We start from the raw sequence: 25,091 nt of genomic DNA on the forward strand, positions 1-25,091 counted from the left end.
TTGTTCGATTTCAACAAGAAACCGTATCTCACTTTAGTGATATTTCACATCGTCGTGAGGCGTTTCTCTCAACCGAACATTGCTATTATACGCCCTTAATACGAAAAAGTCAAGGGTTTTTTCGAAATTTTTTCAAAATATTTTGATTTTCTTTCCTGTTAGCGGTATCTTGACATTTTTCGCCTTTGGAAACACAAGATGTTGTGCTCTACTTTTACACTTTATTTGTTTAAACTATTAGTATAAAAAAGTATATTGCAAAATAAAAGGGCCGGTTTTCATCAACCGACCCTTAATTTGTATTACTTATGGAATTCCTTGAACTTGGTGACGATCTCGTCGCGGAGCTTGTACTCGTCGCTCTCGGTGTTCTCCTCGTTGATTGACTTATCAGTATAAATCATCATATACTTGCCGTTGTCCGAGAGAAGAGCCTTTACCTCGGGCAGGTCGTAGATTTTGAACACGCCGTCATTTTTGACGCTCTTGATTACCTCGTCCGCTGTGGCGTTTTTCTTGTCGGTATTGAACTCGTAGATTTCGATAGTTGCCTTCTTCTTGGTCTGCTCGGTGAACTTTCTGCCCTTGTCCGCGCCGACAAGCTCGTAGTCCATCGAAACGTAGGTGACGTCCTCGTTATCACTGACGGGGTTGATGTAGCCGAAGGACGCGAGGTAGTTGCAAAGACCCTCGAAGTTATTCTCGTAATCGGCAGCTTCCTGACTGAGCGCCTCGTCGCCTGTTGCGACCGCAGTCTTCTGACCCATTCCGAAGCAGCCTGTGGTAAATACTGAAATCATAAGTGCCGCCGCGAGCGCCGCGATAATCTTTTTCATTAATATCAATCCTTTACAAAAGAAAATAGGTGATGTTTGCAATACATCACCTATTATACATGAAAACTCTTGAGAAATCAATCATTTTCTTAAAACACCCGAATTTATTCGATGACGTATACGTTTACGTCGCGTCTGCCCCAGCTGTAGCAGGAGTCAAGCGAGAAGTAGAACACGTCGACAATAGCTGAACCGTCCATAAGCGCGCCGCCTGTATCGATAGCCTTGGCGTAGCCGTAAACATGGCTGCCGTCGGTGGACTCGATGTAGAGCTTTGAGCCGTAAGGAATGAGGTTGGGGTTGATAGCGACGCCGCCCTCGTAAACGGGAGTACCTGTCGCGGTTGACGCACCCGCGGGAGCTGTGTACGCTGTGCCCGAGCCTGTCAGCTTATATTTATAAGAAACCTCGACGCCGTTTTCGTCGGTGAATGTGCCTGCGCCGTCAGCGGAAGCCGCGCCCTTTGTGCCGACGAGAGTGACCTCGTCAACGGGCTTCCTGACAAACTTCTCGGCGATTGTTTCGCTGCTGTCGCGCTCGCCGTCGATGTACTTGACGCGCTTTACGACAGCCTTCTCGCCGTCAACGCCCTCGGTCTTGATCTTGCTCTCGCCGAGGTCGAGCTTGTCGGAATTTTCCTTTACCTTGTCGAAGGGAATCGACTCGGAAACGGTTTCGTCCTTATATGTAACGCGCTTGATCGTGATTGAATCAACCTTGCTGACGGGAGTTGTGCGCTTTACGTCGAGGATATCGTCCTTGCCGAGCTTTACGCTGCCGAGCTTGAGAGCTTCCTCAACCGTGCCGTCGGGAAGAAGAACTTCCTTTGTCTCGCCGTCGGCTGTGATAGACACGGGCTTCGCGTCGAGAATGCGAACCTCGCAGTCGCCGCTGATCTCGCTGTCCGCTGCGGGATAGGAAATCTGATTCTCGCCGAGCTCAACGCCCGCCTGCTCGAGAATATCGGAAACCTTGCCGCCGTTTGAGAGCAGCTTGACAGTATCGTCGCCGTTTACTACGGTGACCTCGTAAGCGGAGAGAACGTGGAAATCGCCGTCGCCGTTGAGATAATCATAAACGGTCTTTTCGGTTGTTTCAGCAGCCGCTGTGTTTACGTTTTCGTCGGGTGTGGTTGCCGCTGCAGCGACAGCGAAGATCGAGCCGAAGCCTACGACCGCCGCCATACCGACAGCGCAAGCCGCCATAAATTTATTGGGTTTGGAATTGTTAAGAGCCATTTCAAAACACTCCTTTGACATCAATTGAAATTGATTTGCAATCGTTTTGCAGGCTGTTCGCCTGTAACGTGACGCATTATAACGCGGTCTTTTGGTAATGTCAAACTAAACAAGTGTTCTGATTTTGTGCAACTCTTACAATGAATTTGCCTATTATTTCAAATTAGAATTATTTTCACGGTATATAGGGCGTGTCTTTCCTGCAAAAAGTTAGTCAATTTGCAAGAATCTCAAAAATAAGCAAAACCCCTCCGATTCGGAGGGGTCAAAGCGTTTTTTTATTATGTTCTGATAGCTATCCGCTTTTTGTACTGGGCGGGAGTGCAGTTATATATCTTCTTGCACTGTGTGATGAACGATTTCACGTTTGCAAAGCCGTTTTCCATAGCCGCTGTCGACACGGTGGAGTTGCCCGTGAGCATGTCGTTGATCGCATTTTCGAGTCTGAGATTAGCGAGATATTCCGAAAAACTGACCTGTGTGACGTTCTTGAAATACTTCGAGAAGTACGACGGCGAGAGGTTGACGACTGCCGAAATCTCGACAAGCGGGATCTCGCGGCGGAAGTTTTCATTGATATATGCGATCGCTGTCTTTGCGTAGGAGAAATCACGCTTTGGCAGCGCCACCGAATCCGCCGAACGGCGGAAGCACATACAGTTGTTCAGAAGCAGGTAGTATATCTTATTTATATATGAAATCTGCAAAAGCGAGGAATAGTCGCCGTTTGTGTCGACCTCGGACATCTTTCTGAGCAGCGCGGCAATGCGGCGGTGCACTTCGTGGTTCTCGCCGATGTCAAAGAACACGCTGTCGATAGACTTGCAGAACATACGTATATACTCAAACGAGAAGTTCACGCAGAGCAGTCTGCAGCTCGTGCCCGAAACGGGTCTGACGAGATGAACGTCCTCGCTGTTGAACAGAATGAAATCGCCCTCCTCGACGATTTTGAATTCGCCGTTGCGGCTGCACTCGCTTCTGCCTTCAATTACATACACAATCTCGGGCTCGCGGTGCCACTGAAGCTCGGTTTTGCGGGTATCTGATGATAGATTTAAGTACATGATTGTTGCGGGAATATTTTTATCATAATTCACAACATCATACTGATAATTCATTTTGCCGTTTTCTCCTTGCACTTGTTGTGTACCGCCGCCTACGCTGACAAGCGGCGGATTAGAATGATATTATAAAAGTTACCACGGTCTGACTGTACCTGTCAGCTCCGTTACGCTTGAAATATTGTTGTCGTCGAGGAACTTGTTGACGCCCTCGGCGATCTTTATCGGCGCGTATGGGTCAGAGAATAGCACCGTGCCGATCTGGAGCGCGGTCGCGCCCGCAATCAGCATCTCAACCGCGTCCTCCCACGTGGTGATGCCGCCCATGCCGATAATCGGGATCTTGATGGCGTTGCTGACCTGCCACACCATTCTCACCGCGACGGGGAATACCGCCGCGCCGCTGAGACCTCCCGTGTTGTTGTGGATGATCGGACGGCGGGTGTTGATGTCGATTTTCATGCCCGTGAGGGTGTTGATCATCGAAACCGCGTCCGCGCCCTCAGCCTCGGCAGCCTGCGCAATCGAGGCTATGTCCGTTACGTTCGGGCTTAGCTTTACGATAAGAGGCTTTTTGCAGTGCGCGCGAACCTCTTTTGTGATGTTGCCGACCGACTCGCAGCTCGTTCCGAACTGCACGCCGCCGCTCTTGACGTTGGGGCATGAGATGTTGAGCTCGATCATGTCGGTGTCGGTCTCGCTGAGCTTCTCCGCCATCATGCAGTACTCCTCGACGGTGTTGCCGGCGATGTTCGCAATGACGACCGTACCCTGCTCCCTGAGCCACGGCAGATCCTCCTTGATGAATACGTCCACGCCGGGGTTCTGGAGTCCGACCGCGTTCAGAATGCCCGAGGGCGTCTCGGCGATTCTCGGCGGCGGGTTGCCGTCGCGGCGCTTGAGGGTTATGCCCTTGCAGGAAATTCCGCCAAGCCTGCTCAGCGGATAGAACTCGCCGTACTCTCTGCCGAAGCCGAAGGTTCCCGAGGCGGCGATAAGCGGATTATTAAAGCTGACGCCGGCTACTTTTACGGATAAATCAGCCATTGAACACTACCTCCTCAGCGTTGAATACGGGGCCGTTCTTGCAGACGTGCTGCATGATCTCCTCTCCGTTTTTGCGTACCTTCACCGCGCAGACAAGACACGCGCCGATACCGCACGCCATTCTCTCCTCGAGGGAGATCTGACACGGCTTTGAGAATTCGCGGCAGACGTCGGCAATAGCCTTTAGCATCGGTGTGGGGCCGCAGGCACATACCTCGTCGACCTGAGAGATATTCTCTCTGAGCAGGTCGGTAACAAAGCCCTTTCTGCCGGCGGTGCCGTCGTCGGTGCAGAGCATAAGCTCCGCGCCCGCCTTGACGAAATCGTCCTGCAAAATCACGAGCGACTCGTTGCGGAAGCCTGTGATAACGAGGGGATTTTCGCACTGAGCTGCGGTGTAGAGCATGGGCGGAACGCCGATGCCGCCGCCGATAAGCGCGTATCTCTTTCCCTTTTCGATATCAAAGCCGTTGCCGAGAGGAGCGAGCACGTCGACCGTACCGCCTGCCTTCATCTGCGACATGATTTTCGTACCCTCGCCCTTGACCTGATAGACAAGGCGGAGCACTCCGTCGCGCGCGTCGCAAACGGAAATCGGACGGCGAAGGCTCTTGTTCGGCACATAGACGTGAGCGAACTGTCCGCAGGCAACGGGAATCTCTCCGTCGCCGTACTCGAGACGCATATCGTAGATGCCCCCGGCGATTTTCTCGTTTGATATCAGCCTTAGCTGACGGATATCATATTTCATTGAACCAGACCTTTCGTTTGGATTGATTTACTCATATTCAAGACTGAACGCCGCGACGTTCAGCTCCTTGTAGGAATAGACCATACAGCCGTCGCCGAGCTGGTGACTTTCGTCGTTGACGCTGTTGCTGTAGTCGAACCAGTCGAGCGCGTAGCTGTCGATGATTTTTTCGACGGTGCCGTCGTAGTCGAGCGAATCGTCGATGCGGAACTCAAAGGTATCTCTTCCCTGCTCGACCGCGATTGAGAGAGCCTCCTCGAACTCGTAGCAGTCGTCGAGGTCGCTCAGCAGCGGCACGCTGTAGTTGAAGTAATTGTACTTCTCGGCGGTGCATTCGGGCACATAGGCGTTGCAGTAGTCCATGTCGCTTTTCTCGCCGTAAACGGGACTTATTGTGTGATCCTGCTTTATGCGCTCGGTCGTCACGTTGAAGTAAAGGTGGCGCTCGATATCGGTGAGCATATATTCAGAGTCCTCGGGCTGGAAGTCGTTCCACGTCGAATCAACATAGTACCACTCTCCCTCAAGGCAGACGGCGTTCCAGATGTGGTTGCCGCCCATCGGGGAATCGCTCTCGCAGGTGCCGTTGATGGGAACGCAGTCGATGCCTGCCTTCTGACAGAGCAGCTGAAAGGCTCGGGTGTAGCCCTCGCAGACAGCTTTTCCGTCGACAAGCGCGCCGTAGGCGTTCTGTTCGTTGCCGATGACCTTGTCCTTCTTTGCCGCCTCGTCGTCGTACTCGCAGCGGTCGAGAAGTGTGTCGTTAATATACAGCTCCTTCTCATAGTCGCTCAGTCCGTCGGGCATATCGTTGAGGATTCTGTCAACGGCTTCGTTGAACTCCTCCTTAGCCTTTGACAGCTCGGAATCCTGCATGGAAATCAGAACGTCGATCTCGGTGTAGGTGGCGTAGGACACATACTCATAGCCGTAGCTGTCGTCGATCCAGAAAACCTCGGGGTGATCGGACTTGTACATCTCGAGAATGTTCCCCATATTGTCGAGCGTGCCGTCGTTGTTGATGACAAAATGCGGGTTGCCGCCCTCGGTCAGGCTGACGTCGAGAATCGAGTAAGCACGGCGTTCCTCGTCGGTTTTCAGAGCCTTATAGCCGTAGCCCTCAAGCTCCTCGCGCCGCTGCTCAGCCGCGCTCTCGATCTTCGGGTCGTTCGCGTTCTCGTCAACAAGAAGCTGATTGAGCAGGCTGACGGGATTGCAGGCGGTCAGTGTAATTGTAAGGCTTGCCGCCAACGCGGCAGTCAGGAATTTTTTCATACGGTTCTATTTATAATCCAGGTCAATAACAATACAGTGGGTCTTATCATAAGAATATAATTTTTTCGGGCGTTCTATCGACGGGTCGTCCTTGTTGTAGAAGTTCGCCGCGTCTGTCCATCGAACGACGTATTTATCCGCAATCTCATCCCTGGCACTGCGGAAATCAAGCCCGTCGCTGATGCGGAAATCAATGCTCGTTCTTTTTTCCTTTGCCGCCTCGATGATCGCGGCGATGATCTCATCATCGTCGTTCGGGTCGGTGATCTCCGTGCAGGATTTTTTGTAGTAATTATACTCGGTAGCGTCGCACTCGGGAATAATCGAATTAAATAACGAATCCTCCCGATCGGGGTCGTCCTCATATAAGGGATTGAAGGTTCGGGTGGGCATTAAATCATCATAGGTTACGTTGAAATAAGCGTGAGCCATTATTCCGCCCATCTGACTGATATCGTTCCATGTAACGTCGACGTAGTACCAGTCTCCCTCGATTTTTACGCAGTTCCACTGGTGGAGCGTATTCTCCTCGGTCTGGTTGCCCTCGCCGTCGGTATGCGTTATGTAGCCGTAGATTTCTGCGCACTCAATACCCGCGCGGTTGCAGAGAAGCTGGAACGCCTCCGAATAGCCCGCGCATACAACTCTTCCGAAAAGCAGTGCACCGTAGGAATTTCTTATCATAGGTCCCGATTTCTCGGTGTCGTATTCGATATTTTTCGTCAGGTAATCGTTGAAATACAGCTCGAGCTCGTAATCCGACGCTTCTTCCGGTGCCTCAGCCATGATTTTTTCCACACGGTCACTGAGCTCCTCCTTCATTTCGTCGAGCTCGTCTCCCTCAAAGGCAAAATAATACTCAACGTCAATGCTGTCGCCGTAGTCCCAGTAGTGATATTCGGTGCCGTCGGCTCCAAGCCAGAAAACCTCGGGGTGGTCGTTTCTGTACGCGCTCATAACACTCCTGAACTCATCGTGACTGCAGTCTGCCGTAAACCTCTCGGGCTCGCTTTTGTTGACAAACTCGTCAACCGTGTCATATGTATCCTTCAGACTGTCGTCTAGAGTATCGTAGCCGCAGGTCATCACGATCGCTTCTCTGTCAGCGGTCAGCTTCTGCTCTCCGAAATCACGCTCGGGAAGCTGAGGCTCGGGTCTGAAAATATAATGCACATTTGACAGCGGCACTCCGGACATATTCAGAAACAATAACACCATAGCGATGATAAATACCGCCGCACAGACGCACATAATGATTTTTCTAACTCTGGGATTCACACACAATCACCTTTAATCACATAGATATACATTATAATTTTATCCTATTTTTGCCATTTAGTCAATTGAAATTTACAATTTTTTGTGATATATTATTGAGTAATATCAACAGATTACGGAGGAATGATTTTGAAAAACAAATCCGTCTATTACCTCACCCAGACGGCTGTTATCGCCGCGCTTTACGCCGTTCTGACAATATTCCAGAGCGTGATCTTTCCCGAGTCGACCTCGGCGGCGATACAGTTCCGCGTCAGCGAGGCTCTCACGATCCTCGCCCTCTACACAAACGCCGCCATTCCCGCACTGACTATCGGCTGCGTGCTCGCAAATATCTCATCTGTCGCTGTGCTCGGCCCTCTCGACATGATATTCGGCTCTATCGCAAGCCTGCTCGCCGCACTGACGATATATCTTCTCAGAAACGTCAGATTTTTCAGGCTCCCGATTCTATCACTTCTCATGCCCGCGCTCTTCAACGGACTTATCGTCGGCTTCGAAATCGCGTTTTTCTTCACGGACGGAGGCTTCTCTCTGAACGCGTTCATTTTCGCTGGCGGCTTTGTGGCTCTCGGCGAACTGGGCGTGCTCTTTGTGCTCGGACTTCCGCTAAGTATTTTTCTCGAAAAGTCGGAACTGTCAAAAAAGCTCTTTATCAGACGCTGACACTCTTTTGGTTGACAATTCAGGCAATAAGGTTTACAATTTATACATCAAAACAACGAGGTAATCAATATGAAAAGATTTACGAGAATACTCACCCTTTCACTGGCGGCGCTTGCGGTATTTTCGCTCGCGGCTTGCTCAGACAACAGCAGCTCCTCGGAATCCGAAGTCACCACCGCCGTGACCGAGGGTACTGTTGACGAGAAGGAAAAGGAAAACGAAACGACTCCGAAGCGCGACGTCAATCTCAGCGAGCTGCACGCTATTAACTACGACGGCAACGACTTCGCCGGAGCGTGGCACATCACCGAGCGCGAGGAAGGCGATACCTACAATAGCTTCACCTATGTTTTTGACGGCGACAGCTCCGCCTACCTGATGATGGGCAGCATGGGATATATCAGCAACTACGAGCTCAATCCCGACATAAACCAGATTGCGACTCAGATGATGTTCGGAATCAACGGCAAGTATACCTACGAGTTTTCCGACGACAAAAATAGCGTCACCCTGACCGACTCCAAGACAAAAAAGAAAACGACGCTCGAGAAATACATGTCCTTCTCCTGCATTCCGCTTCCCGAAGCCGACGCGAAGATCGACAACAACATAGTCGGCGCGTGGAAGGACGACAGCGGCGGATTCCTCTACTTTGACGATCAGGGTATCATGTATGAAACCCAGAAGGGTCTGAGCTTCACCTTCTACAACTACTCCGCCGAGGACGGCAAGATCAACACCAAGTGCTTTATGCCGGACGAAACAAAGGCAAGCGTCGAATATTCCATCGACGGCGACACACTCACCTACAACGGCTACAAGTACGAAAAAGCCGAAACAAGTGAGCTGGTATAACAAAAAGGTGCCTTTCGGCACCTTTTTTATATATCCTTATAATCCTTGAGCTTCCACTCTTCCCTGTGCTCCTCAGTGACGGGAAATACTCTGAAAAGCATCAAGCCCTTCTGAGGGTCGCTGTTGTCCATCTTTGTGCTGAGCGCAAAGACAAAGCCGTCATAGTAGAGCGAGGTATCTGACCCCGTCGTCGTCTTGTAGAAAATATCCTGCAGGGTATTCAGATAGCTGCTGTCGTAGCCGCAGACAACCTGCGCCGCGAGAGCCGCCTTGAGCAGGATACCGTCGCTGTTGTTCTTTCCGTTTTCCTTGTCCGTAAAGCGTTTGACGGTTGTGCCGCAGCCGATATTGACGAGCTTTTCGCTGTCATCCTCTATCGTAGCGGTAAAGTTGATATTCTCGTCGTCGTAGTAATAGTACTGTATCTTGACGCCTTTGTTGTCCTTCGTGACCTGACCGTTTTTTTTCCAGTTATCCATCTTTAGCAGGTCTTTATCGCCGCGGAGCTGCTTCTCGGCGTTGTATTTTGAGGTGAACTCATAGAGCGTCAGGTTGAACCGCCTGCCGTTGACGTTGAAGCTCTCCTCAACCGCGCCGTTATCCTCCGTGAGGTAAGACGGCTCGTCGAAGGTCGCGAGGTGCTCGGGCTGGCTGATGTCGATGCCCGAACCTCCGCAGGCGGCAAGGCTGAGCGCAAGCACAGCGGCAAGCAGGATTGCAATTATTCTCTTCATATAACTCCTTATATTTTTACAGGGCTGTAGATTTTTACAGCCCTGCGATTTTTATTCGTTTGTTTCCTCAGCGGGTTCGGCGGTATCCTCTGCGGATTCATCAGCCGAAGAGTCGTCGGCAACCTCGTCGGTTTCTCCTTCCTCATGCGGAGCGCGCGCGACGGTGACGACCTTGTCGCCCTCACCCATCTTCATGACGGTAACGCCCTTTGAGGGACGTGAGCAGACGCGGATAGAATCGGCAGCGATTCTGATGATGATGCCGTCCTGCGAGATGATTATGATATCGTCGTCGAGGTCGACAACCTTGATCGCGGCAACCATTCCGTAGCGCTCGACATGGTAGTTGATAAGACCCTTACCGCCGCGGCTCTGGATTCGGTAGTCCTCGGGATTGGAGAGTCTGCCGTAGCCCGTCTCGCTGACGGTCAGCACAAGTCCGCCCTCTCTGACGACGCTCATTCCAATGACCTCGTCGCCTTCCTTAAGGGTCAGCGCCTTGACTCCTCTCGCCTGTCTGCCCATCTGGCGGACGTCGTTTTCATTAAAGCGGATAGCGGCGCCCATGCGTGTAGCGACAATGACGTTAGCGTTGCCGTCGGTCATTCTTACCCACGCGAGCTCGTCGCCCTCGTTAAGCTCGAGCGCGATCAGACCGCCCTTGCGCGCGGTGTTGTAGGCGTTGAGCGCGATACGCTTGATTATACCTCTGCGAGTTACCATTACGAGGTACTTCTCCTCGTCAAACTCGTGGACGCGGATCATCGAGGTGACCTTCTCCTCGGGAGAAATCGGGAGGAGATTTGCTATATTGATACCCTTCGACTGGCGGCTGCCCTCGGGAACCTCGTAGCACTTGAGGCGGTAAACCCTGCCCTTATCGGTGAAGAACAGCACGTAGTCGTGGGAATTGATGATGAACATTTCTGTGGCGACGTCCTCTTCGCGGCGCGACATACCCGAAACACCTCTGCCGCCTCTGCGCTGTATCTTGTAGGTGTCAACGGCAAGGCGCTTGACGTAGCCGAACTGTGTGAGCGTGAGGACGCATTCCTCCTGAGGAATCAGATCCTCTATATCGACCTCGCCGCTTATCGCGCATATCTCAGTGCGGCGCGGGTCGGCGTACTTGTTGCGGATAGCGATAAGCTCTTCCTTTACGATTTCGAGCTTGCGGGTCTCGCTGGCGAGAATCTCGAGGAAGTCGGCTATATTTGCCTTCAAGCCCTCGATTTCCTCCTCGATCTTATGGCGTTCCATATTGGTCAGCTGTCCGAGACGCATCTGGACGATAGCCTGAGCCTGTATCTCGTCAAGACCGAAGCGCTCCATCAACGCGGCACGCGCGGACGGCTGGTCCTTGCTCGCGCGGATAATGCGGATAACCTCGTCGATAAAGTCGATCGCGATCTTCAAGCCCTCGAGAATGTGCATTCTGTCCTGAGCCTTCTTGAGGTCGAACTCCGTTCTGCGGCGGATAACGTCCTCCTGGAACTCGATGTAGCACTTGAGCATATCCTTGAGCGTGAGGATCTTCGGCTGACCGTCGACGATCGCGAGCATGATAGCGCCGAAGGTGACCTGCAGCTGGGTGTATGAGAAAAGCTGGTTGAGGACGATCTGCGGAGAAGCGTCGCGCTTGACGTCGATCTCGATGTGCATACCGATACGGTCGGAGTGGTCCTCAATATTCGAAATGCCCTCAATGCGCTTGTCCTTGACGAGATTTGCGATGTTCTCGATCAGGCGCGCCTTGTTTACCTTGTAGGGCAGCTCTGTTACGATAATCTTGAATCTGCCGTTCTTCGCCTCGACGATTTCCGTGCGGGCGCGGACGGTGATTTTTCCCTTGCCGGTCGCGTATGCGGCGCGGATACCGCTCCTGCCCATGATGATGCCGCCCGTCGGGAAGTCGGGTCCCGGCAGACATTCCATCAGCTCGGCGAGCTCGATGTCGGGATTTTCTATGTAGGCGCAGGCGGCGTCGATAGTCTCACCGAGGTTGTGCGGCGGAATTTCGGTAGCCATACCTACGGCGATACCGCTCGAGCCATTAACGAGAAGGTTCGGGAAACGGCTGGGCAGCACGACAGGCTCCTTTAGTCTGTCGTCGTAGTTGGGCACGAAGTCAACCGTGTCCTTCTCAATATCGGTGAGCATCTCCATCGAGATTTTGCTCATTCGCGCCTCTGTGTAACGGTATGCAGCAGGCGGGTCGCCGTCGACGGAGCCGAAGTTTCCGTGGCCGTCAACGAGCATGTAGCGCATCGAGAAGTCCTGCGCGAGCCTTACCATAGCGTCGTAAACAGATGCGTCGCCGTGAGGGTGGTACGCACCGAGCACCGAACCGACGGTGTCAGCGCACTTATGGTAGGGCTTTGAGGGGTCGAGACCGCGCTCAAACATGGTGTAAAGAATACGGCGGTGAACCGGCTTGAGACCGTCGCGCACATCGGGAAGAGCGCGCGCGACAATGACGCTCATGGAGTAGTCCAGAAAGCTCTGCCGCATCTCGTTTTGCAGGTCAACGTCTATAATTCTGTTTTCATTCATCTGCTGTTCGTTACTCATGATTTAACCTCAAATCATAAAACCTTGATATTCTGATTCATTTTTTCATACAGCTCGGGCATGCGCTTTTTCGCGTTGCACGGACGGAAGGTTTTCGCGTCCACAAAGCCGTGCTCAGTGCTGCCGTAGGCGAGCTCGGTCTGGGTATCGTCGGCGTTGATCCGCTTGACGGTGTATGAGAACTCGATCCTCGCCGCCGAAAGGTGGGTGCACCAGGTGCGGATAACCAGCCTGTCCTCATACTGCGCCGGCAGAATGTAGTGCGCCGAAAGATTGCACACGGGAGTCATTATGCCCGACTCCTCCATCTCGGTGTAGGTCGTGTCAAAAAGACGTATAAAATCCGTTCTGCCGATCTCAAACCAGATCGGAAAATTCGCGTGGTGCGCGATACCCATTCTGTCCGTCTCGGCGTATCTGACGGTAACATATGTTCTGGAATGCATGGTTTCCCTCCCTGTCTTATATTAAACGTCCAGATTCTGCACGTACTTGGCGTTCTGCTCGATGAACTCGCGGCGCGGCTCAACCTTGTCGCCCATGAGAATGGTGAAGGTTTCGTCGGCAGCCTCGGCGTCCGTCAGCTCGACCCTGAGCATCAGGCGCGAGTCGGGATTCATCGTGGTTTCCCAGAGCTGCTCGCTGTCCATCTCACCGAGACCCTTGTAGCGCTGAATCTCTGTTTTTCCCTCGATAGTCGCAAGGATCTGGTCGCGCTCGAGGTCGGAATATGCGTATTTATGTTCTTTGCCCTTTGTGATCCTGTAGAGCGGCGGCTGCGCGATATAAACGTGACCCGCCTCGATAAGGGGCTTCATATAGCGGAAGAAGAATGTCAGAAGCAGCGTGCGGATATGCGAGCCGTCGACGTCGGCATCTGCCATGATGATTACCTTGTCGTATCTGAGTTTGCTGAGGTCGAATTCGTCGCCGATACCCGTGCCGAGCGCGGTGATTACGGGCATGAGCTTGTCGTTGCCGTAAACCCTGTCGATACGCGCCTTCTCGACGTTGAGCATCTTGCCCCAGAGAGGCAGGATAGCCTGAATTCTTCTGTCGCGGCCGCCCTTTGCGGAGCCGCCCGCGGAGTCACCCTCGACGATGAATATCTCGGTTTCGCTGCTGTCGCGCGACTGGCAGTCTGCGAGCTTGCCGGGAAGCTGTGCGGACTCGAGAGCTGACTTTCTGCGGACGCTCTCTCTCGCCTTTCTCGCCGCCTCACGCGCTCTTGCCGAGGCGAGAGCCTTCTCAAAAATCGCCTTCGAAACGGCGGGATTCTCCTCGAGATAAACCATCAGCTTGTCGCGGACGAGCTTATCCACCATAGTGCGCACCTCGGTGTTGCCGAGCTTAGCCTTTGTCTGACCCTCAAACTGCGCTTCCTTGAGCTTTACCGAGATGATCGCGGTCAGACCCTCGCGCACGTCCTCGCCGCTGAGGTTCTTGTCGTTATCCTTGAGTTTGCCGAACTTGCGCGCGTAGTCATTCATCACGTAGGTCAGGGCTCTCTTGAAGCCCTCCTCGTGAGTACCGCCGTCGGTGGTGTGAATGTTATTTGCGAAGGTCAGCAGATTCTCGTTGTAGCTTTCGTTGTACTGCATGGCGATCTCGACCGCCACTGTATCCTCCTCGTTCTTTGAGGAGAAATATATTACGTCGGGGTGGATGACCTCGAGCGAACGCTTCTTGTGAATGAAGGTCACAAAACTCTTGATACCGCCCTCATAGACGAAGTTTTTCTTGATGATATTGTCGGCGTCGCGCTCATCTCTGAGCTCGATGTGTACGCCGGCATTGAGGAACGCCTGCTCGCGCAGACGGCGCTCGAGCACCTCGTACTCATAAACCGTTGTTTCCTTGAAGATCTCGGGGTCAGCCTTGAAACGAACCTCTGTACCCTTGATATCGGACTTGCCGATTTTTTCGAGGTCGTTCATGATCTTGCCGCGCTCGTAACGCTGGAAATACACGTCCTCGCCGTCGCAAACCTTGACCTCGAGCCACTCGGAAAGCGCGTTAACAACCGATGCGCCTACGCCGTGCAGACCGCCCGATACCTTGTAACCGCCGCCGCCGAACTTGCCGCCCGCGTGGAGCACGGTGAAAACGACTGTAACGGCAGGCAGACCCGTCTTGCTGTTAACTCCTACGGGGATACCGCGTCCGTTGTCGGTGACGCGGATAATGTCGCCCGGCTCGATAACGACGTCTATCTTTGAGCAGTAGCCCGCCAGAGCCTCGTCGATCGAGTTGTCGACGATCTCGTAAACAAGGTGGTGAAGTCCGCGCGGTCCCGTTGAACCGATGTACATACCGGGGCGTTTTCTGACCGCCTCAAGACCCTCGAGCACCTGTATCTCGTCGGCGCCGTATTCCTGCTCGACCTTGGTGATTTCGATATTCTCTTCGTTTCTTTCGATGTGTTCTGCGTTATCCATAGTTACCTCTTGTTCGTTTTGTTCGTTCTGAATCTGATAAAAAACGGCAGCAGTAAAAACGCCGTGACAGCTAATACGCTGTTGACAATATACACGGTGATGACCGTGGTATGGGGAAATACGTTAAATAAAATTATGTCCGCAATTGTGCATACCGCGAGGAGAATCAGTAGCAAAAGCCATATTCCCTTCCGCGACACCAGAAAGCTCTTTTTGCAGTGGTAGCAGTCCTCCTGCTTTCTGAAAACCGCGCGTCTTACCTCACCGTAGCGGTAGACAGTCCTGCAGTGCGGACAGGTCGGAAGCCTGAACATGATCAAAACCTTCTGTTTGCGGAATACTTATTTCCGTCTGGCCTGTATTCCTTGACGTCGTCCTCGGCTTCCTCAAAGACCTCGGGAACCTCGGCGCTCTCGTCTGCCGGCGGAGTGATGTAGTGGCGGTTCACGCGGCTGCCCTCGGAGTGGAGCTTCTTGAGCGGCGCCTCGTCAACGGAGTGCTGCTCGCTCACGTCGTCGATAACGTGAACCATCGGCTTTTCAGCCTGCGCTGAGGTGGACGAGATATCATTTCTCTCCGCCTGTTCCCTCGCGGTGGTGCGCTCCGCCTTTATCTGGTTGAAGATGTCGGTATTAACTGTGAACTTGTTGCCCGTGTCGATGCCGCTGAACTCGTTGTCGATCTCTGATACGGCGAGATTGTCGGAGTAGGCGATGCCCGCTTTCTTGGCTTCCATCGTCTTTTTGTACTTTCTGAGCGGCTCAAAGCGGACGAACCTCGGTGAGATTATCGTGAAGATAATGAGCGGAACCGCGATAGCGACTATTCCCAGAGGATTATATGTGAGCTTGAGATATACCCAAAGCACGAAAATTGCGATCGAGATTATCGCGCAGATGATGAAGGCGAGGATAACCGAGCGGTTTATCACAACCCTGCTCTCTCTGCCGCAGTTTTTGCACACGTATTCGGCTTTTCTTCTTCTGCTGAAAGCGACGGAATAAGGCACTCTTCTGCCGCAGTAGGGACATTTCTTTTTCTTCATAGAATTACTCCGTTTATAGTGCACCTCTGAGAATAGAGGTGCAGATATTTTATAGTAGATTATTGTCAAAACGTCGAAGTCATACTGACGTATAACAAGGAGTTTTGGCAAGAATATGCTGTGAAAGATTTGTGTCTATGGGCAGCCGGGTATTTTCAGAGGTGCCCTATAGTGATTTCAGCTCTCTCCTGCCCAGAGTCTTTACCGAGAGCTGAGAAATATATACCTTCCTCTCGCCGCGCTCCATACACACCACGAACGATTTCGGAAGCTCGTAGGATACGTTGACGACCTCTCCCCGCTTTTGGGCGAGCGAGAGAAAATCCCTTGTCTTTTTCGAAACCGTGCAGGCGTCGAGGTCGCAGACGGCGATTATATCTTCTGTTTTGATTACAACGTCGTTGCCTAAGTGTAAGTACATGTCAATAATTATTCGACTCTCAGCTCTGTGACTTCGCCGCCCTCAACATAGAACACCTTTCCCTCGTTGAGCTGCTCCTTGTTGGACTTTTCACAGCAGGTGATGAAAACCTGACAGCCCTTCAGCTCATTGAGAAGGTAATCCTGACGGTCGTTGTCAAGCTCAGAGAGCACGTCGTCGAACAGTATAACGGGATCCTCACCCATTCTCTCGCGCAGCACCGAGGCTTCGGCGAGCTTGAGGGACAGAACAGCGCTGCGCTGCTGACCCTGCGACGCGAAAAAACGGGAATTCTTGCCGTTAATCAGAATTTCTATATCGTCACGGTGCGCGCCTGATGCTGTCGAGCCCGTAAAGATTTCATTTTGATAATTAGCCTTGCATTTTTCGAGAAATTTTTGTTTCAGCTCCGCGCGGGAATCGTTCTCCGACGCGCCGAAGCTCGAAACGTACCGCAGGCTGAGCTCTTCGCTTCCGCGCGAAATTCCGCGGTGATAGACCGCCGCCTTCTCGGAGATCATTCTCGTGAATTCCAGCCGCTGCGTTACGATCTCCGCTCCGAGGGTGCTGAGCTGCTCGTCCCAGAGGTCGAGCGTCGGGCGCAGAGCCTCGTTCTTCGGGATATCCTTGAGAAGCGCGTTACGCTGCTTGAGCAGACGGTTATATCTCTGGAGCGTCAGCGCGTTTCTCAGCTTTTCGCGGCAGATAGCGCTGTCGATGAAGTTGCGCCTTTCCGCGGGGCCTCGCTTTATCAGGCTGAGGTTCTCGGGCGAGAACACGACCGCGCAGAATTTCTCTATCAGCGCCGCCGAGGTCTTTTTCTCGACGCCGTTGATTTTAATAAGCCGCTTCGCCGGCTCGATAGTGATGCTCGCGGTCTGCCGTCTTTCCTGACCGAAAAATGCGCACTCCAGGTGTGCAAAGCTCTTGTCGAAGGCGATCAGTTCCCTGTAGCTCTGGGTGCGGAAGGAATGACCGCCGCAGAAGAGCCACAGCGCCTCGATAATATTCGTCTTGCCCTGGGCGTTGTTGCCGTAGATTATATTTACTCCCTCACACGGCTCCAAGGTGAGCTCGGCGAGGTTGCGGTAGTTTTTGAAGGATATGCTCTCTACCCTCATGATTCGACCGTTACCGATACTCCGTCATACTCGGCGGTATCGCCCGCGCGCATTTTCTTTCCGCGCATGGTGCATACCTCGCCGTTGACCTTGACCTCGCCGTTCTGAATGACTATCTTCGCCATTCCGCCGGTTGCGGCAAGTCCCGAGAGCTTGAGCAGATCCTGCAGACGGATATACTCCGTGTCTATCCTAACGGTTTCAGCCTTCATTTGCCAACCTCATGGGAACTACGATGCTGACGAAGTTATCTCCCTGAACGGGCTTGATAACGATAGGCGAAATCGGGCCGTTGAGCTCGAGCTTCACCTCGTCGGTGTCCACGTTCTTGAGCGCGTCGAGCATGTATCTGTTGTTGAAGCCGATCTCCACATTGTCGCCGGCAACTGTAACGCCGATAGTATCGCTTGCGGAGCCTACAGCTGAGGCACATGAGAACCTTATCTCGTCGCCGAGGAACTTGCAGCGCACGGGGCTCTGCATTCTCTCGTTATTCATAAGCGACATTCTCTCGACGGAATTTGTCAGTCTTTTTACGTTGATGACGACCTCTGTCTTTGCGACTGAGGGGATCGTCGTCTTGTAATCGATAAAGATACCCTCGATAAGGCGCGAAATCACCCTGTAATTCTTTACCTTGAAGGTGATGTGGCGCTGTCCGATGATGATATCAACAGGCTCCTCGTCGTCCGAGAGCAGCTTCAATATCTCGAGCTGGGTCTTGCCGGGTACGATGAACGAGGTCTCGCTGTCGCTGGTAACGTTCTCGCGGCGGACAGCCATTCTGTAGCCGTCGATCGCCACGATGGTGAGGACGGAATTCTCTATCTCATAGAGCGAGCCGGTGTAGATGGGCTTCGCGGTGTTTTCGCTTACGGCGTAAACGGTCTGGCGGATCATCTCGCGCAGGGTCTTTGAGCTGAGGTTAATGCCGTCGGTCTGCTCGAAGGCCGGCAGGTCGGGGTACTCGACGGAGGACATGCCCGTGATCTTGTAGTCAGCTGCTCCGCACTGGATATATATAACAAGTCTGTCGTCGGTTTCGATCGTGAGGATCTCCTCGGGCAGATTGCGGACGATGTCAAAGAACAGCCTTGCGCTGATTACGATCTCGCCTTCCTCTTTGATCGTCGCCTCTATGTCGGTTGTGATTCCTATCTCAAGATTATATCCGGAAATGTTGAGCTTGTCTCCGTACGCCTTGACCAGAACTCCCTCCAGAGCGGGAATAGTCGATTTTGAGGAAACCGCTCTCGATACGTTCGAGATAGCTGTCTGCAGATCCGAACGCAAACACGAAATTTTCATTGGTGCTTACCTCTCCAATCTATTTCTTTATTATTTTTCGTAGTAGTAGTAGGTGGTGTGGATTTATAGAAAAACCCATGTTTTCCCGATTCCCAAGCGGAAAAATCTTCCACTGTGAAATGCGTGTGGATTGTGCGCGTGTGTGAGGTGTTTTCCACTTTTGCATTAACACGGCAGGTTAGTACTTCGCTGTTATGTGAATGTGAGTGGAATTCTATAAATATATGCGGCTTATCTGTCCTTGATGTTCTTGATCATGTCGTCTACGAGTTCCTTGGACTTTCTGTCCTTCTCAAGCTGTTCGCCGACCTTTGTGATCGAGTAGAGAACGGTGGTGTAGTGTCTGCCGCCGAAGAGGTTGCCGATCTCCTTTACGGTGAGGTTGGTAAGCTCTCTGGTGATGTAAATCGCGATGTGGCGCGCGTTGCTGACGTTCGCCTTCTTGCTCTTCTGCTTTGTGATGTCCTCGGGAGTCATGCCGTAGGTGCGCGCTACCTCGTCGATAATGCGTTCAACTGTGACCTCGGGCGGAACGTCGTTGTTGAGAACGTCCGCGATGACCTCCTGAACGGAGTTGAGGGTGGGCTTCTCGTTGTTGAGGAAGGACTTCGCCTTGAGTTTCTTGACGGTGCCCTCGAGCTGGCGGATATTTGACTTGAGCTTGTTAGCTATGTACTCGCAGATCTCGTTGGAGATATCGAGGTCGAGCAGCTCTGCCTTGCGCTTGATGATTGCGATTCTTGTCTCGAAATCAGGCGGCTGAATGTCCGCGATAAGGTCCTGCTCAAAGCGCGAGCGGAGACGGTCGTCGAGGGTGCGGATCTCCTTGGGCGGACGGTCGGAGGTCAGTACTATCTGCTTGTGCGCCTCGTGAAGAGCGTTGAAGGTGTGGAAGAACTCCTCCTGGGTACTCTCTTTGCCGCCGATGAACTGGATATCGTCGACGAGAAGTACGTCCGCGTGGCGGTACTTCTTGCGGAACTCCGCCATCTTCGCAAGACGGAGGGATTCGATAAGCTCGTTTGTGAAGTCGTCGCCCTTGATGTAGCAGATCACCTTGTCGGGGTCGTTCTTCTTTATCTCGTTGCCGATAGCGTAGAGCAGGTGGGTTTTGCCGAGACCCGAGTTACCGTGCAGAAAGAGCGGATTGTACGCCTTTGAGGGGTTTGTCGCGACGGCAAGACATGCGGCATGAGCGAACTTGTTTGAGGGGCCTACGATGAAGGTATCGAAGGTATACTCGTAGTTAGAGTCGGTCTTTTCCTCAATGACCTGCTTTACGGGCGTGGGAATATTGGCTTCCTCGGGGGTTTTGAGGTCGATTTCGAACTTGTTGTCAAAGATAGCCTCAAACGCCTCGTTAAGGAGCGGAATATAGCAGCGCTTTATTGTCTGACGGTGAAAGTCGTTGGGAACGATAAGATACGCCGTGTTGCTGTCAAAGTCGAGGTTCAGCGGCTTGATGCGGCTGATCCAGGTGTTGTAGGCAACGTCGGTGATTTTGTTCTGACAGTAGGAGCAGATAAGTTCCCACGCGTCGTTAAATGAATTCATAGCTTAAGTCTTTCCTTTCCTATAGGGGAGATCCCGGCTGCCTGTACGCCGAAAAAACAGTGTTTGTCGGCTGTGCGAGCGGAATTCTGATTTACGCGCGGACTGAGGTCATGGCGTAAAAATGCCGGAAAAATCTCTCTGTTCTACTCATTTCGCAAATTTCCCCACATTAATAATCATTCTATATTATTATACAACTTCTGTTCTGAAATTGCAAGCATTTTAAGCAGAGGTTTGTATAGTGATTATTATACTATTTAAATAGAAACGGAAGCGGAGTTTTGGAATAATTGAAAATTGAAAATGAAAAATTGAAAATTAAGGGTCGCTTGCGCTCCGATTGATAAAGTGGAAATATTAAACTGTGAGTATGGAAAAATGAGGAAAAAGTGGTTTTGTAAAGAGAAAATGGGAAAAGTTGGTGTGAAAAGAATGTTGAAGTCAGTCAGAGGGATAATAAAAAGCTAAATCCGCACCGGCTCAAAGAAAAGGGAACGTCAAAGTCAGATGAAACACTTCCCGCGAAAAATGAAATATCAGCGACAATCCGTACCGGCTCAAAGAAAAGGAAACGGAAGAGTCAGATGAAACACTTCCCGCGAAAAATGAAATATCAGCGACAATCCGCACCGACTAAAAGAAAAGGGAACGTCAAAGTCAGATGAAACACTTCCCGCGAAAAATGAAATATCAGCGACAATCCGTACCGGCTCAAAGAAAAGGAAACGGAAGAGTCAGATGGAACACTTCCCGCGAAAACGTGCACTATCAGCAAAATAAAACTTAAAGTACGCGATTTAAAATACTTGACGAATGGGGGAAAATAAGGTATAATGCTATATTGCAAGGCTATATTTTGAAGGGAGGGTTTTAAGTATGCTGAGAACATACCAGCCTAAGAAGCTCCACAGAAAGAAGGAGCATGGCTTCAGAAAGAGAATGTCCACATCTAACGGCAGAAAAGTTTTAGCAAGAAGAAGAGCTAAAGGCAGAAAAAGGTTGTCTTACTAAAGAAAAGGCCACTTTTCAATGTGGTCTTTCTTTTGTTGCGGAGACGGTTGGAGGCTGAAAATGCCAAGGTATGTGACTATTAAGGAAAACAAGACGTTTTCCAGACTGTACAGAAAAGGAAAGTCTTATGTCAGTCCCGTGCTTGTGACGTACGTACTCAGGGGAAGGGACAGGCAGCTGCCGCCGCGCTACGGAATAACCACAGGAAAAAAGGTTGGCAACGCTGTCAGGCGTTCAAGGGCGAGAAGAGTAATCAGAGCGTCTTACGACCATCTGTATCCCGAAATAAAGAAGGGATATGAGATAGTCTTTGTGGCGAGGGCAAAAACGCCGTATGTCAAGACGCAGGATGTTGAGAAGGCTATGAGATACCACCTGAAACAGGCAGGAATACTTATAGAACGGTGATCGACATGAAAAAGGTACTGATTTTATTGATTAAATTCTACAAGTTCGCAATTTCTCCTTACACCCGTGCCCACTGCAAGTATATACCCACCTGTTCGCAGTACGGACTTGAGGCTATTGAACGCTTCGGAGCGCTGAAGGGCGGCGCTCTGACCTTGTGGCGTATTCTGCGCTGCAATCCTTTTTCCAAGGGCGGGTACGACCCTGTCCCCGAAAAATGAAATTAAGCGAGGTTTTATATGCAAATTTTCGGTTTTCTCGGTAATATCCTCGGCTATGCGCTGTGGGCTGCATTCTATGTGTTTCAGAACTTCGGACTCGCGATTATTGTATTTACCGTTATCGTCAAGCTGCTGATTCTCCCGTTTTCGGTAAAACAGCAAAAGTCAATGGCGGGAACAGCAAGGCTTTCCAAGAAACAAAAGGAACTGAAGGAGAAATACGGCAACAACCGCCAGCTTCTCCAGGAGGAAATGAACAAGCTCTACGAAAAAGAGGGTATTAAGCCCATGGGCGGATGCCTTACCACGATTGTCCCGATGCTTGTTCTCTTCGGCGTATTCTACGCCGTTGCTTATCCGCTTACGAACACACTTCACCTCAACGGTGACGCCGTTAATTCGGCAGTGACTTACATGTCAAAAATCCCGGGATATGTTGCAAATTCAAATCCCAACTATCAGCAGATCGCGCTGCTCGATCTGTTTAAGTATGACCAGTTTGTCGCACAGTCGTCGACAATCAATTCGCTGTTTACTGCAGACAACATCGCGGCTATCGACCACTTCTCCGACGGCTTCGGCATGTTCGGACTCGATTTGCTCAGCGTACCCGCCGACCACGGTTTCTGGTCAGTGTACCTGATTTTCCCCGCGCTCTGTCTGGTTTCGAACATCGGCTCACAGTTTATTATGACTAAGGTCAACAGCAGCGCTATGGGTCAGCAGCAGGGCTGCATGAAGGTTGCAATGTACCTTCTCCCGCTGTTCTCGGCTTACATTACGTATTCGGTACCGAGTGCGCTCGGTTTCTACTGGTTTATTTCCGCGATCATCAGTCTTATACAGTCTATCGTGCTCGCGAAGGTATTAAGTCCCGCGAAGCTCACCGCAAATAGCGAGGCAAGACACGCCGCTCTGCTCTTTGCGAACGAAGCTAAGGTTCCCTATGTATACGCGCCGAGCGAGAGCGCTTCGGCAGGTAATGTAAACGCCAAAAAGAAAAAGAAGAAGTAAAGTTTTGGAATTTTTCAGAGGTAGAAAATGATTAAAGAAGCTATATGCGAGGGCAGCGACGTTCAGGACGCCCTCAAAAAAGCAAAGGCACAGCTCGGATTGGATGAGACTGCCGAGTATGAGTTTGAAATCATTCAGACAGAGGAAAAGAAAAAGTTCGGTCTTTTCGGCGGCAGACCCGCAAAGGTCAGAGTGTTCATCAAGGACACCCCCGACGAGAGAGCCGAGAAGTTCCTCAGAGATGTGCTTGATAAAATGACGCTCCAGAGCGTTGAAATCGAGAAGAGTACCGACGAGAACGCCGTTGAGTTCAACCTCTCCGGCGAGGAGGTAGGCTTCGTGATCGGCAGAAGAGGCGAGACTCTCGACGCTCTTCAGTATCTGACAAGTCTTGTAGCGAACCACGGCGAGGATCCTTACATCAAGGTCACCGTCAATACGGGCAACTACCGCGAGAAGAGAGAAAAGACTCTCGAGATACTCGGCAGAAAGCTCGCGTTTAAGGCAATCAAGACAGGCAAAAAGACCAGCCTTGAGCCGATGAACCCCTACGAGAGAAGAATTATCCACACCGCTGTTCAGAAGGTCAACGGCGCGATTTCGTGGAGCGAGGGCGAGAACGCGGCGCGTCACGTCGTGATCGGTCCCGACCCGAAGGTCAAGCAGTACCGCAAAGGCGGCTATCAGAATAACCGCAGAGGCGGCAGACGTTCTTATAACGGCGGCAGAAAGTCCAGCACAGCGCCTGTTAATCCCGACAGAGTACCGCTCAATGAAGGCGGCGAAACAGGTCTTTACGGCAGAATTAAGTAATTGAGGAGCGGATCATTCCGCTCCTTTTTTGTAGGTAAAAATATGAAAACTAACTCAACCATCGCCGCGATAAGCACCGCCCAGGGTGAAGGCGGCATCGGCGTGATAAGGGTGTCGGGCGACGGCGCCATAGAAATCGCCGATAAGGTATTTAAGAATATCAATAATAAAAAGATCAAAGATATGAAGGGCTACACCGCCGCCTTCGGAAGCATCGTCTTTGAGGGCGAGAAGCTCGACGAGGCTGTCGCGCTTGTTTTCAGAGCGCCTCACAGCTATACGGGCGAGGACGTTGTGGAGCTGTCGTGCCACGGCGGAATGTATATCACAAAGCAGGTGCTCAGAGCGGTTCTTGAAGCCGGTGCTGTTCCTGCCGAAGCCGGAGAATTCACAAAGCGCGCGTTTCTCAACGGCAAGCTCGACCTCACAGAAGCCGAGGCGGTTATCGATATCATTTCCGCTAAGAGCAAAAGCGCCGCGCGTTCGGCTATATGCGTAAAGGAAGGCGCGCTCAGAAAGAAAATCACCGAGGTCAAGGACGATCTGCTTTCATTAACAGCACACCTTTCCGCGTGGGCGGACTACCCCGAGGAGGACATCGCCGAGGTTAGCGATGAGGATATTCTCGTCACCTGCGAAAGGGCGGAGTTCACCCTCAAAAGACTTCTCGATACATACGACTCGGGTCAGGCGGTCAAGCAGGGAATAGACACCGTTATCGCCGGCAGACCGAACGTCGGCAAAAGCACGCTGATGAATCTTCTCTCCGGAACGGAGAAAAGCATAGTCACGGATATTCCCGGCACGACGAGAGATGTTGTCGAGGATACGGTTCTTGTCGGCGACGTTATTCTCAGACTCAGCGATACCGCGGGTCTGAGAGATACCGACGACGCGGTTGAAAAAATCGGCGTTGACCGCGCTAGGAAAAAGCTCAGCCAGTGCGGACTGCTGCTCGCGGTTTTTGACAACAGCCGTGAGCTTGACAGCGACGACTTGGAGCTGATTGAAATGTCGCGCGAGGTTCCGACCGTCGCGATAATCAATAAAACCGATTTGCAAGCTAAATTAGATATAAACAAAATAAAATCTAAAATCAGCAATATAGTATATGTATCCGCAGCGAAAGGCGAGGGCAGAGAGGATATTATAAACGCGGTTGAAAAAATCGCGGGTACTCAGAACCTCAACCCGAGCGAGGGTATTCTCTCGAACGAAAGACAGAGAAGCAATGTTTATAACGCGCTGAACTCCGTGAGAGAAGCAAAGGCGGCGGTTGAAACGGGAATGACCTTCGACGCGGTCACCGTTTCGCTCGAGGACGCGATTTCAGAGCTGCTTGAAATGACGGGCGAGAAAACAAGCGACGAGGTCATCGACCGCGTATTCCACAACTTCTGCGTCGGAAAATAGACGCGACTA

The 25,091-nt window shown here is 51.7% G+C and carries 26 protein-coding genes; 8 read left to right on the forward strand and 18 right to left on the reverse strand.

Going from position 1 to position 25,091, the window contains the following annotated elements:
* Window positions 1–302 precede the first annotated feature (302 nt).
* From AB1I49_RS00005 to AB1I49_RS00035, 7 genes are all read right to left on the reverse strand, one after another.
* Window positions 303–836: a hypothetical protein gene (locus tag AB1I49_RS00005; protein WP_316612066.1), complete on the reverse strand. Its 534-nt coding sequence runs from the start codon at window positions 834–836 to the stop codon at window positions 303–305.
* A 104-nt stretch (window positions 837–940) separates the two neighbouring features.
* Complete coding sequence (locus tag AB1I49_RS00010; RefSeq protein ID WP_407721076.1) at window positions 941–2,074, reverse strand: resuscitation-promoting factor; 1,134 nt, start codon at window positions 2,072–2,074, stop codon at window positions 941–943.
* Between the two features lie 281 nt (window positions 2,075–2,355).
* Window positions 2,356–3,195: an AraC family transcriptional regulator gene (locus AB1I49_RS00015; RefSeq protein WP_316612063.1), complete on the reverse strand. Its 840-nt coding sequence runs from the start codon at window positions 3,193–3,195 to the stop codon at window positions 2,356–2,358.
* A 78-nt stretch (window positions 3,196–3,273) separates the two neighbouring features.
* Window positions 3,274–4,185, reverse strand: a complete 912-nt coding sequence (locus AB1I49_RS00020) for a dihydroorotate dehydrogenase (protein ID WP_407721077.1) — start codon at window positions 4,183–4,185, stop codon at window positions 3,274–3,276.
* The gene (locus tag AB1I49_RS00025; RefSeq protein WP_316609059.1) at window positions 4,178–4,936 is read right to left on the reverse strand and encodes a dihydroorotate dehydrogenase electron transfer subunit; all 759 of its coding nucleotides are present in this window, start codon (window positions 4,934–4,936) and stop codon (window positions 4,178–4,180) included. Before AB1I49_RS00025 ends, AB1I49_RS00020 begins: the two co-directional genes overlap by 8 nt.
* A gap of 27 nt (window positions 4,937–4,963) precedes the next feature.
* On the reverse strand, window positions 4,964–6,211 hold the full coding sequence (locus AB1I49_RS00030; RefSeq protein ID WP_407721079.1) for a transglutaminase domain-containing protein: 1,248 nt from the start codon (window positions 6,209–6,211) through the stop codon (window positions 4,964–4,966).
* 6 nt (window positions 6,212–6,217) lie between these two features.
* Window positions 6,218–7,489, reverse strand: a complete 1,272-nt coding sequence (locus tag AB1I49_RS00035) for a transglutaminase domain-containing protein (RefSeq protein WP_316609061.1) — start codon at window positions 7,487–7,489, stop codon at window positions 6,218–6,220.
* Between the two features lie 129 nt (window positions 7,490–7,618).
* On the opposite strand from AB1I49_RS00035, the gene AB1I49_RS00040 reads away from it, so the two are divergent.
* Window positions 7,619–8,155, forward strand: a complete 537-nt coding sequence (locus tag AB1I49_RS00040; RefSeq protein WP_407721080.1) for a QueT transporter family protein — start codon at window positions 7,619–7,621, stop codon at window positions 8,153–8,155.
* A 69-nt stretch (window positions 8,156–8,224) separates the two neighbouring features.
* Window positions 8,225–9,010: a hypothetical protein gene (locus AB1I49_RS00045; RefSeq protein ID WP_407721081.1), complete on the forward strand. Its 786-nt coding sequence runs from the start codon at window positions 8,225–8,227 to the stop codon at window positions 9,008–9,010.
* A 26-nt stretch (window positions 9,011–9,036) separates the two neighbouring features.
* Here AB1I49_RS00045 and AB1I49_RS00050 read toward each other — a convergent pair whose 3' ends face one another.
* From AB1I49_RS00050 to dnaA, 11 genes are all read right to left on the reverse strand, one after another.
* A complete protein-coding gene (locus AB1I49_RS00050; protein WP_316609064.1) occupies window positions 9,037–9,744 on the reverse strand; it encodes a hypothetical protein in 708 nt (235 codons plus the stop codon).
* A gap of 51 nt (window positions 9,745–9,795) precedes the next feature.
* A complete protein-coding gene (gene gyrA / locus AB1I49_RS00055) occupies window positions 9,796–12,315 on the reverse strand; it encodes a DNA gyrase subunit A (protein ID WP_407721082.1) in 2,520 nt (839 codons plus the stop codon).
* 14 nt (window positions 12,316–12,329) lie between these two features.
* Window positions 12,330–12,761, reverse strand: a complete 432-nt coding sequence (locus AB1I49_RS00060; RefSeq protein WP_216523267.1) for an acyl-CoA thioesterase — start codon at window positions 12,759–12,761, stop codon at window positions 12,330–12,332.
* Between the two features lie 21 nt (window positions 12,762–12,782).
* Window positions 12,783–14,753, reverse strand: coding sequence for a DNA topoisomerase (ATP-hydrolyzing) subunit B (gene gyrB, locus AB1I49_RS00065; protein ID WP_216523266.1), 1,971 nt, complete (start codon window positions 14,751–14,753; stop codon window positions 12,783–12,785).
* A gap of 2 nt (window positions 14,754–14,755) precedes the next feature.
* Window positions 14,756–15,067 carry a hypothetical protein gene (locus AB1I49_RS00070; RefSeq protein WP_316609069.1) on the reverse strand — a complete coding sequence of 104 codons (312 nt, stop codon included), beginning with the start codon at window positions 15,065–15,067 and terminating at the stop codon, window positions 14,756–14,758.
* 2 nt (window positions 15,068–15,069) lie between these two features.
* Window positions 15,070–15,798: a hypothetical protein gene (locus AB1I49_RS00075; RefSeq protein WP_316611274.1), complete on the reverse strand. Its 729-nt coding sequence runs from the start codon at window positions 15,796–15,798 to the stop codon at window positions 15,070–15,072.
* A gap of 166 nt (window positions 15,799–15,964) precedes the next feature.
* Complete coding sequence (gene remB / locus AB1I49_RS00080; protein WP_316609072.1) at window positions 15,965–16,219, reverse strand: extracellular matrix regulator RemB; 255 nt, start codon at window positions 16,217–16,219, stop codon at window positions 15,965–15,967.
* Window positions 16,220–16,227: 8 nt separating this feature from the next.
* Window positions 16,228–17,340, reverse strand: coding sequence for a DNA replication/repair protein RecF (gene recF, locus AB1I49_RS00085; RefSeq protein WP_407721083.1), 1,113 nt, complete (start codon window positions 17,338–17,340; stop codon window positions 16,228–16,230).
* Complete coding sequence (locus AB1I49_RS00090; RefSeq protein ID WP_316609074.1) at window positions 17,337–17,552, reverse strand: RNA-binding S4 domain-containing protein; 216 nt, start codon at window positions 17,550–17,552, stop codon at window positions 17,337–17,339. Before AB1I49_RS00090 ends, recF begins: the two co-directional genes overlap by 4 nt.
* Window positions 17,542–18,648: a DNA polymerase III subunit beta gene (gene dnaN / locus AB1I49_RS00095; RefSeq protein ID WP_407721084.1), complete on the reverse strand. Its 1,107-nt coding sequence runs from the start codon at window positions 18,646–18,648 to the stop codon at window positions 17,542–17,544. Before dnaN ends, AB1I49_RS00090 begins: the two co-directional genes overlap by 11 nt.
* Window positions 18,649–18,879: 231 nt before the next feature.
* Window positions 18,880–20,202, reverse strand: coding sequence for a chromosomal replication initiator protein DnaA (gene dnaA, locus AB1I49_RS00100; protein ID WP_316609076.1), 1,323 nt, complete (start codon window positions 20,200–20,202; stop codon window positions 18,880–18,882).
* 876 nt (window positions 20,203–21,078) lie between these two features.
* Between dnaA and rpmH the strand changes: the two genes are divergently transcribed.
* Genes rpmH through mnmE form a run of 6 tightly spaced genes read left to right on the forward strand, consistent with a single transcriptional unit; the run spans window position 21,079 to window position 25,082 of the window.
* Complete coding sequence (rpmH, locus tag AB1I49_RS00105; protein WP_216524665.1) at window positions 21,079–21,213, forward strand: 50S ribosomal protein L34; 135 nt, start codon at window positions 21,079–21,081, stop codon at window positions 21,211–21,213.
* Window positions 21,214–21,273: 60 nt separating this feature from the next.
* Entirely contained in the window at window positions 21,274–21,621 is a 348-nt protein-coding gene (rnpA, locus tag AB1I49_RS00110) for a ribonuclease P protein component (RefSeq protein ID WP_316609078.1), read from the forward strand.
* Between the two features lie 5 nt (window positions 21,622–21,626).
* Entirely contained in the window at window positions 21,627–21,842 is a 216-nt protein-coding gene (yidD, locus tag AB1I49_RS00115; protein ID WP_407721085.1) for a membrane protein insertion efficiency factor YidD, read from the forward strand.
* A gap of 18 nt (window positions 21,843–21,860) precedes the next feature.
* Window positions 21,861–22,856, forward strand: a complete 996-nt coding sequence (locus AB1I49_RS00120) for a YidC/Oxa1 family membrane protein insertase (protein ID WP_316611277.1) — start codon at window positions 21,861–21,863, stop codon at window positions 22,854–22,856.
* Window positions 22,857–22,883: 27 nt separating this feature from the next.
* On the forward strand, window positions 22,884–23,669 hold the full coding sequence (gene jag / locus AB1I49_RS00125) for an RNA-binding cell elongation regulator Jag/EloR (protein WP_407721086.1): 786 nt from the start codon (window positions 22,884–22,886) through the stop codon (window positions 23,667–23,669).
* Between the two features lie 42 nt (window positions 23,670–23,711).
* Window positions 23,712–25,082 (forward strand): tRNA uridine-5-carboxymethylaminomethyl(34) synthesis GTPase MnmE, encoded by a 1,371-nt coding sequence (mnmE, locus tag AB1I49_RS00130; RefSeq protein ID WP_407721088.1) that lies wholly within the window; start codon window positions 23,712–23,714, stop codon window positions 25,080–25,082.
* The last annotated feature ends 9 nt before the right edge of the window (window positions 25,083–25,091 follow it).

The sequence above is a fragment of the Ruminococcus sp. NATIVEDY160 genome (assembly GCF_045819885.1).
In the GTDB taxonomy this organism is placed as follows: Bacteria; Bacillota; Clostridia; order Oscillospirales; family Acutalibacteraceae; genus Ruminococcoides.

What these genes read in the sequence shown, in the direction of transcription:
- gyrB (WP_216523266.1), bottom strand. Translation starts at nt 14,753, where the DNA reads ATGGATAACGCAGAACACATCGAAAGAAACGAAGAGAATATCGAAATC.
- yidD (WP_407721085.1), top strand. Translation starts at nt 21,627, where the DNA reads ATGAAAAAGGTACTGATTTTATTGATTAAATTCTACAAGTTCGCAATT.
- rpmH (WP_216524665.1), top strand. Translation starts at nt 21,079, where the DNA reads ATGCTGAGAACATACCAGCCTAAGAAGCTCCACAGAAAGAAGGAGCAT.
- AB1I49_RS00020 (WP_407721077.1), bottom strand. Translation starts at nt 4,185, where the DNA reads ATGGCTGATTTATCCGTAAAAGTAGCCGGCGTCAGCTTTAATAATCCG.
- dnaA (WP_316609076.1), bottom strand. Translation starts at nt 20,202, where the DNA reads ATGAATTCATTTAACGACGCGTGGGAACTTATCTGCTCCTACTGTCAG.
- AB1I49_RS00090 (WP_316609074.1), bottom strand. Translation starts at nt 17,552, where the DNA reads ATGAAGGCTGAAACCGTTAGGATAGACACGGAGTATATCCGTCTGCAG.
- AB1I49_RS00060 (WP_216523267.1), bottom strand. Translation starts at nt 12,761, where the DNA reads ATGCATTCCAGAACATATGTTACCGTCAGATACGCCGAGACGGACAGA.
- rnpA (WP_316609078.1), top strand. Translation starts at nt 21,274, where the DNA reads ATGCCAAGGTATGTGACTATTAAGGAAAACAAGACGTTTTCCAGACTG.
- gyrA (WP_407721082.1), bottom strand. Translation starts at nt 12,315, where the DNA reads ATGAGTAACGAACAGCAGATGAATGAAAACAGAATTATAGACGTTGAC.
- AB1I49_RS00030 (WP_407721079.1), bottom strand. Translation starts at nt 6,211, where the DNA reads ATGAAAAAATTCCTGACTGCCGCGTTGGCGGCAAGCCTTACAATTACA.
- AB1I49_RS00050 (WP_316609064.1), bottom strand. Translation starts at nt 9,744, where the DNA reads ATGAAGAGAATAATTGCAATCCTGCTTGCCGCTGTGCTTGCGCTCAGC.
- AB1I49_RS00015 (WP_316612063.1), bottom strand. Translation starts at nt 3,195, where the DNA reads ATGAATTATCAGTATGATGTTGTGAATTATGATAAAAATATTCCCGCA.
- mnmE (WP_407721088.1), top strand. Translation starts at nt 23,712, where the DNA reads ATGAAAACTAACTCAACCATCGCCGCGATAAGCACCGCCCAGGGTGAA.
- AB1I49_RS00075 (WP_316611274.1), bottom strand. Translation starts at nt 15,798, where the DNA reads ATGAAGAAAAAGAAATGTCCCTACTGCGGCAGAAGAGTGCCTTATTCC.
- recF (WP_407721083.1), bottom strand. Translation starts at nt 17,340, where the DNA reads ATGAGGGTAGAGAGCATATCCTTCAAAAACTACCGCAACCTCGCCGAG.
- AB1I49_RS00010 (WP_407721076.1), bottom strand. Translation starts at nt 2,074, where the DNA reads ATGGCTCTTAACAATTCCAAACCCAATAAATTTATGGCGGCTTGCGCT.
- dnaN (WP_407721084.1), bottom strand. Translation starts at nt 18,648, where the DNA reads ATGAAAATTTCGTGTTTGCGTTCGGATCTGCAGACAGCTATCTCGAAC.
- remB (WP_316609072.1), bottom strand. Translation starts at nt 16,219, where the DNA reads ATGTACTTACACTTAGGCAACGACGTTGTAATCAAAACAGAAGATATA.
- AB1I49_RS00025 (WP_316609059.1), bottom strand. Translation starts at nt 4,936, where the DNA reads ATGAAATATGATATCCGTCAGCTAAGGCTGATATCAAACGAGAAAATC.
- AB1I49_RS00005 (WP_316612066.1), bottom strand. Translation starts at nt 836, where the DNA reads ATGAAAAAGATTATCGCGGCGCTCGCGGCGGCACTTATGATTTCAGTA.
- AB1I49_RS00120 (WP_316611277.1), top strand. Translation starts at nt 21,861, where the DNA reads ATGCAAATTTTCGGTTTTCTCGGTAATATCCTCGGCTATGCGCTGTGG.
- AB1I49_RS00045 (WP_407721081.1), top strand. Translation starts at nt 8,225, where the DNA reads ATGAAAAGATTTACGAGAATACTCACCCTTTCACTGGCGGCGCTTGCG.
- AB1I49_RS00070 (WP_316609069.1), bottom strand. Translation starts at nt 15,067, where the DNA reads ATGTTCAGGCTTCCGACCTGTCCGCACTGCAGGACTGTCTACCGCTAC.
- jag (WP_407721086.1), top strand. Translation starts at nt 22,884, where the DNA reads ATGATTAAAGAAGCTATATGCGAGGGCAGCGACGTTCAGGACGCCCTC.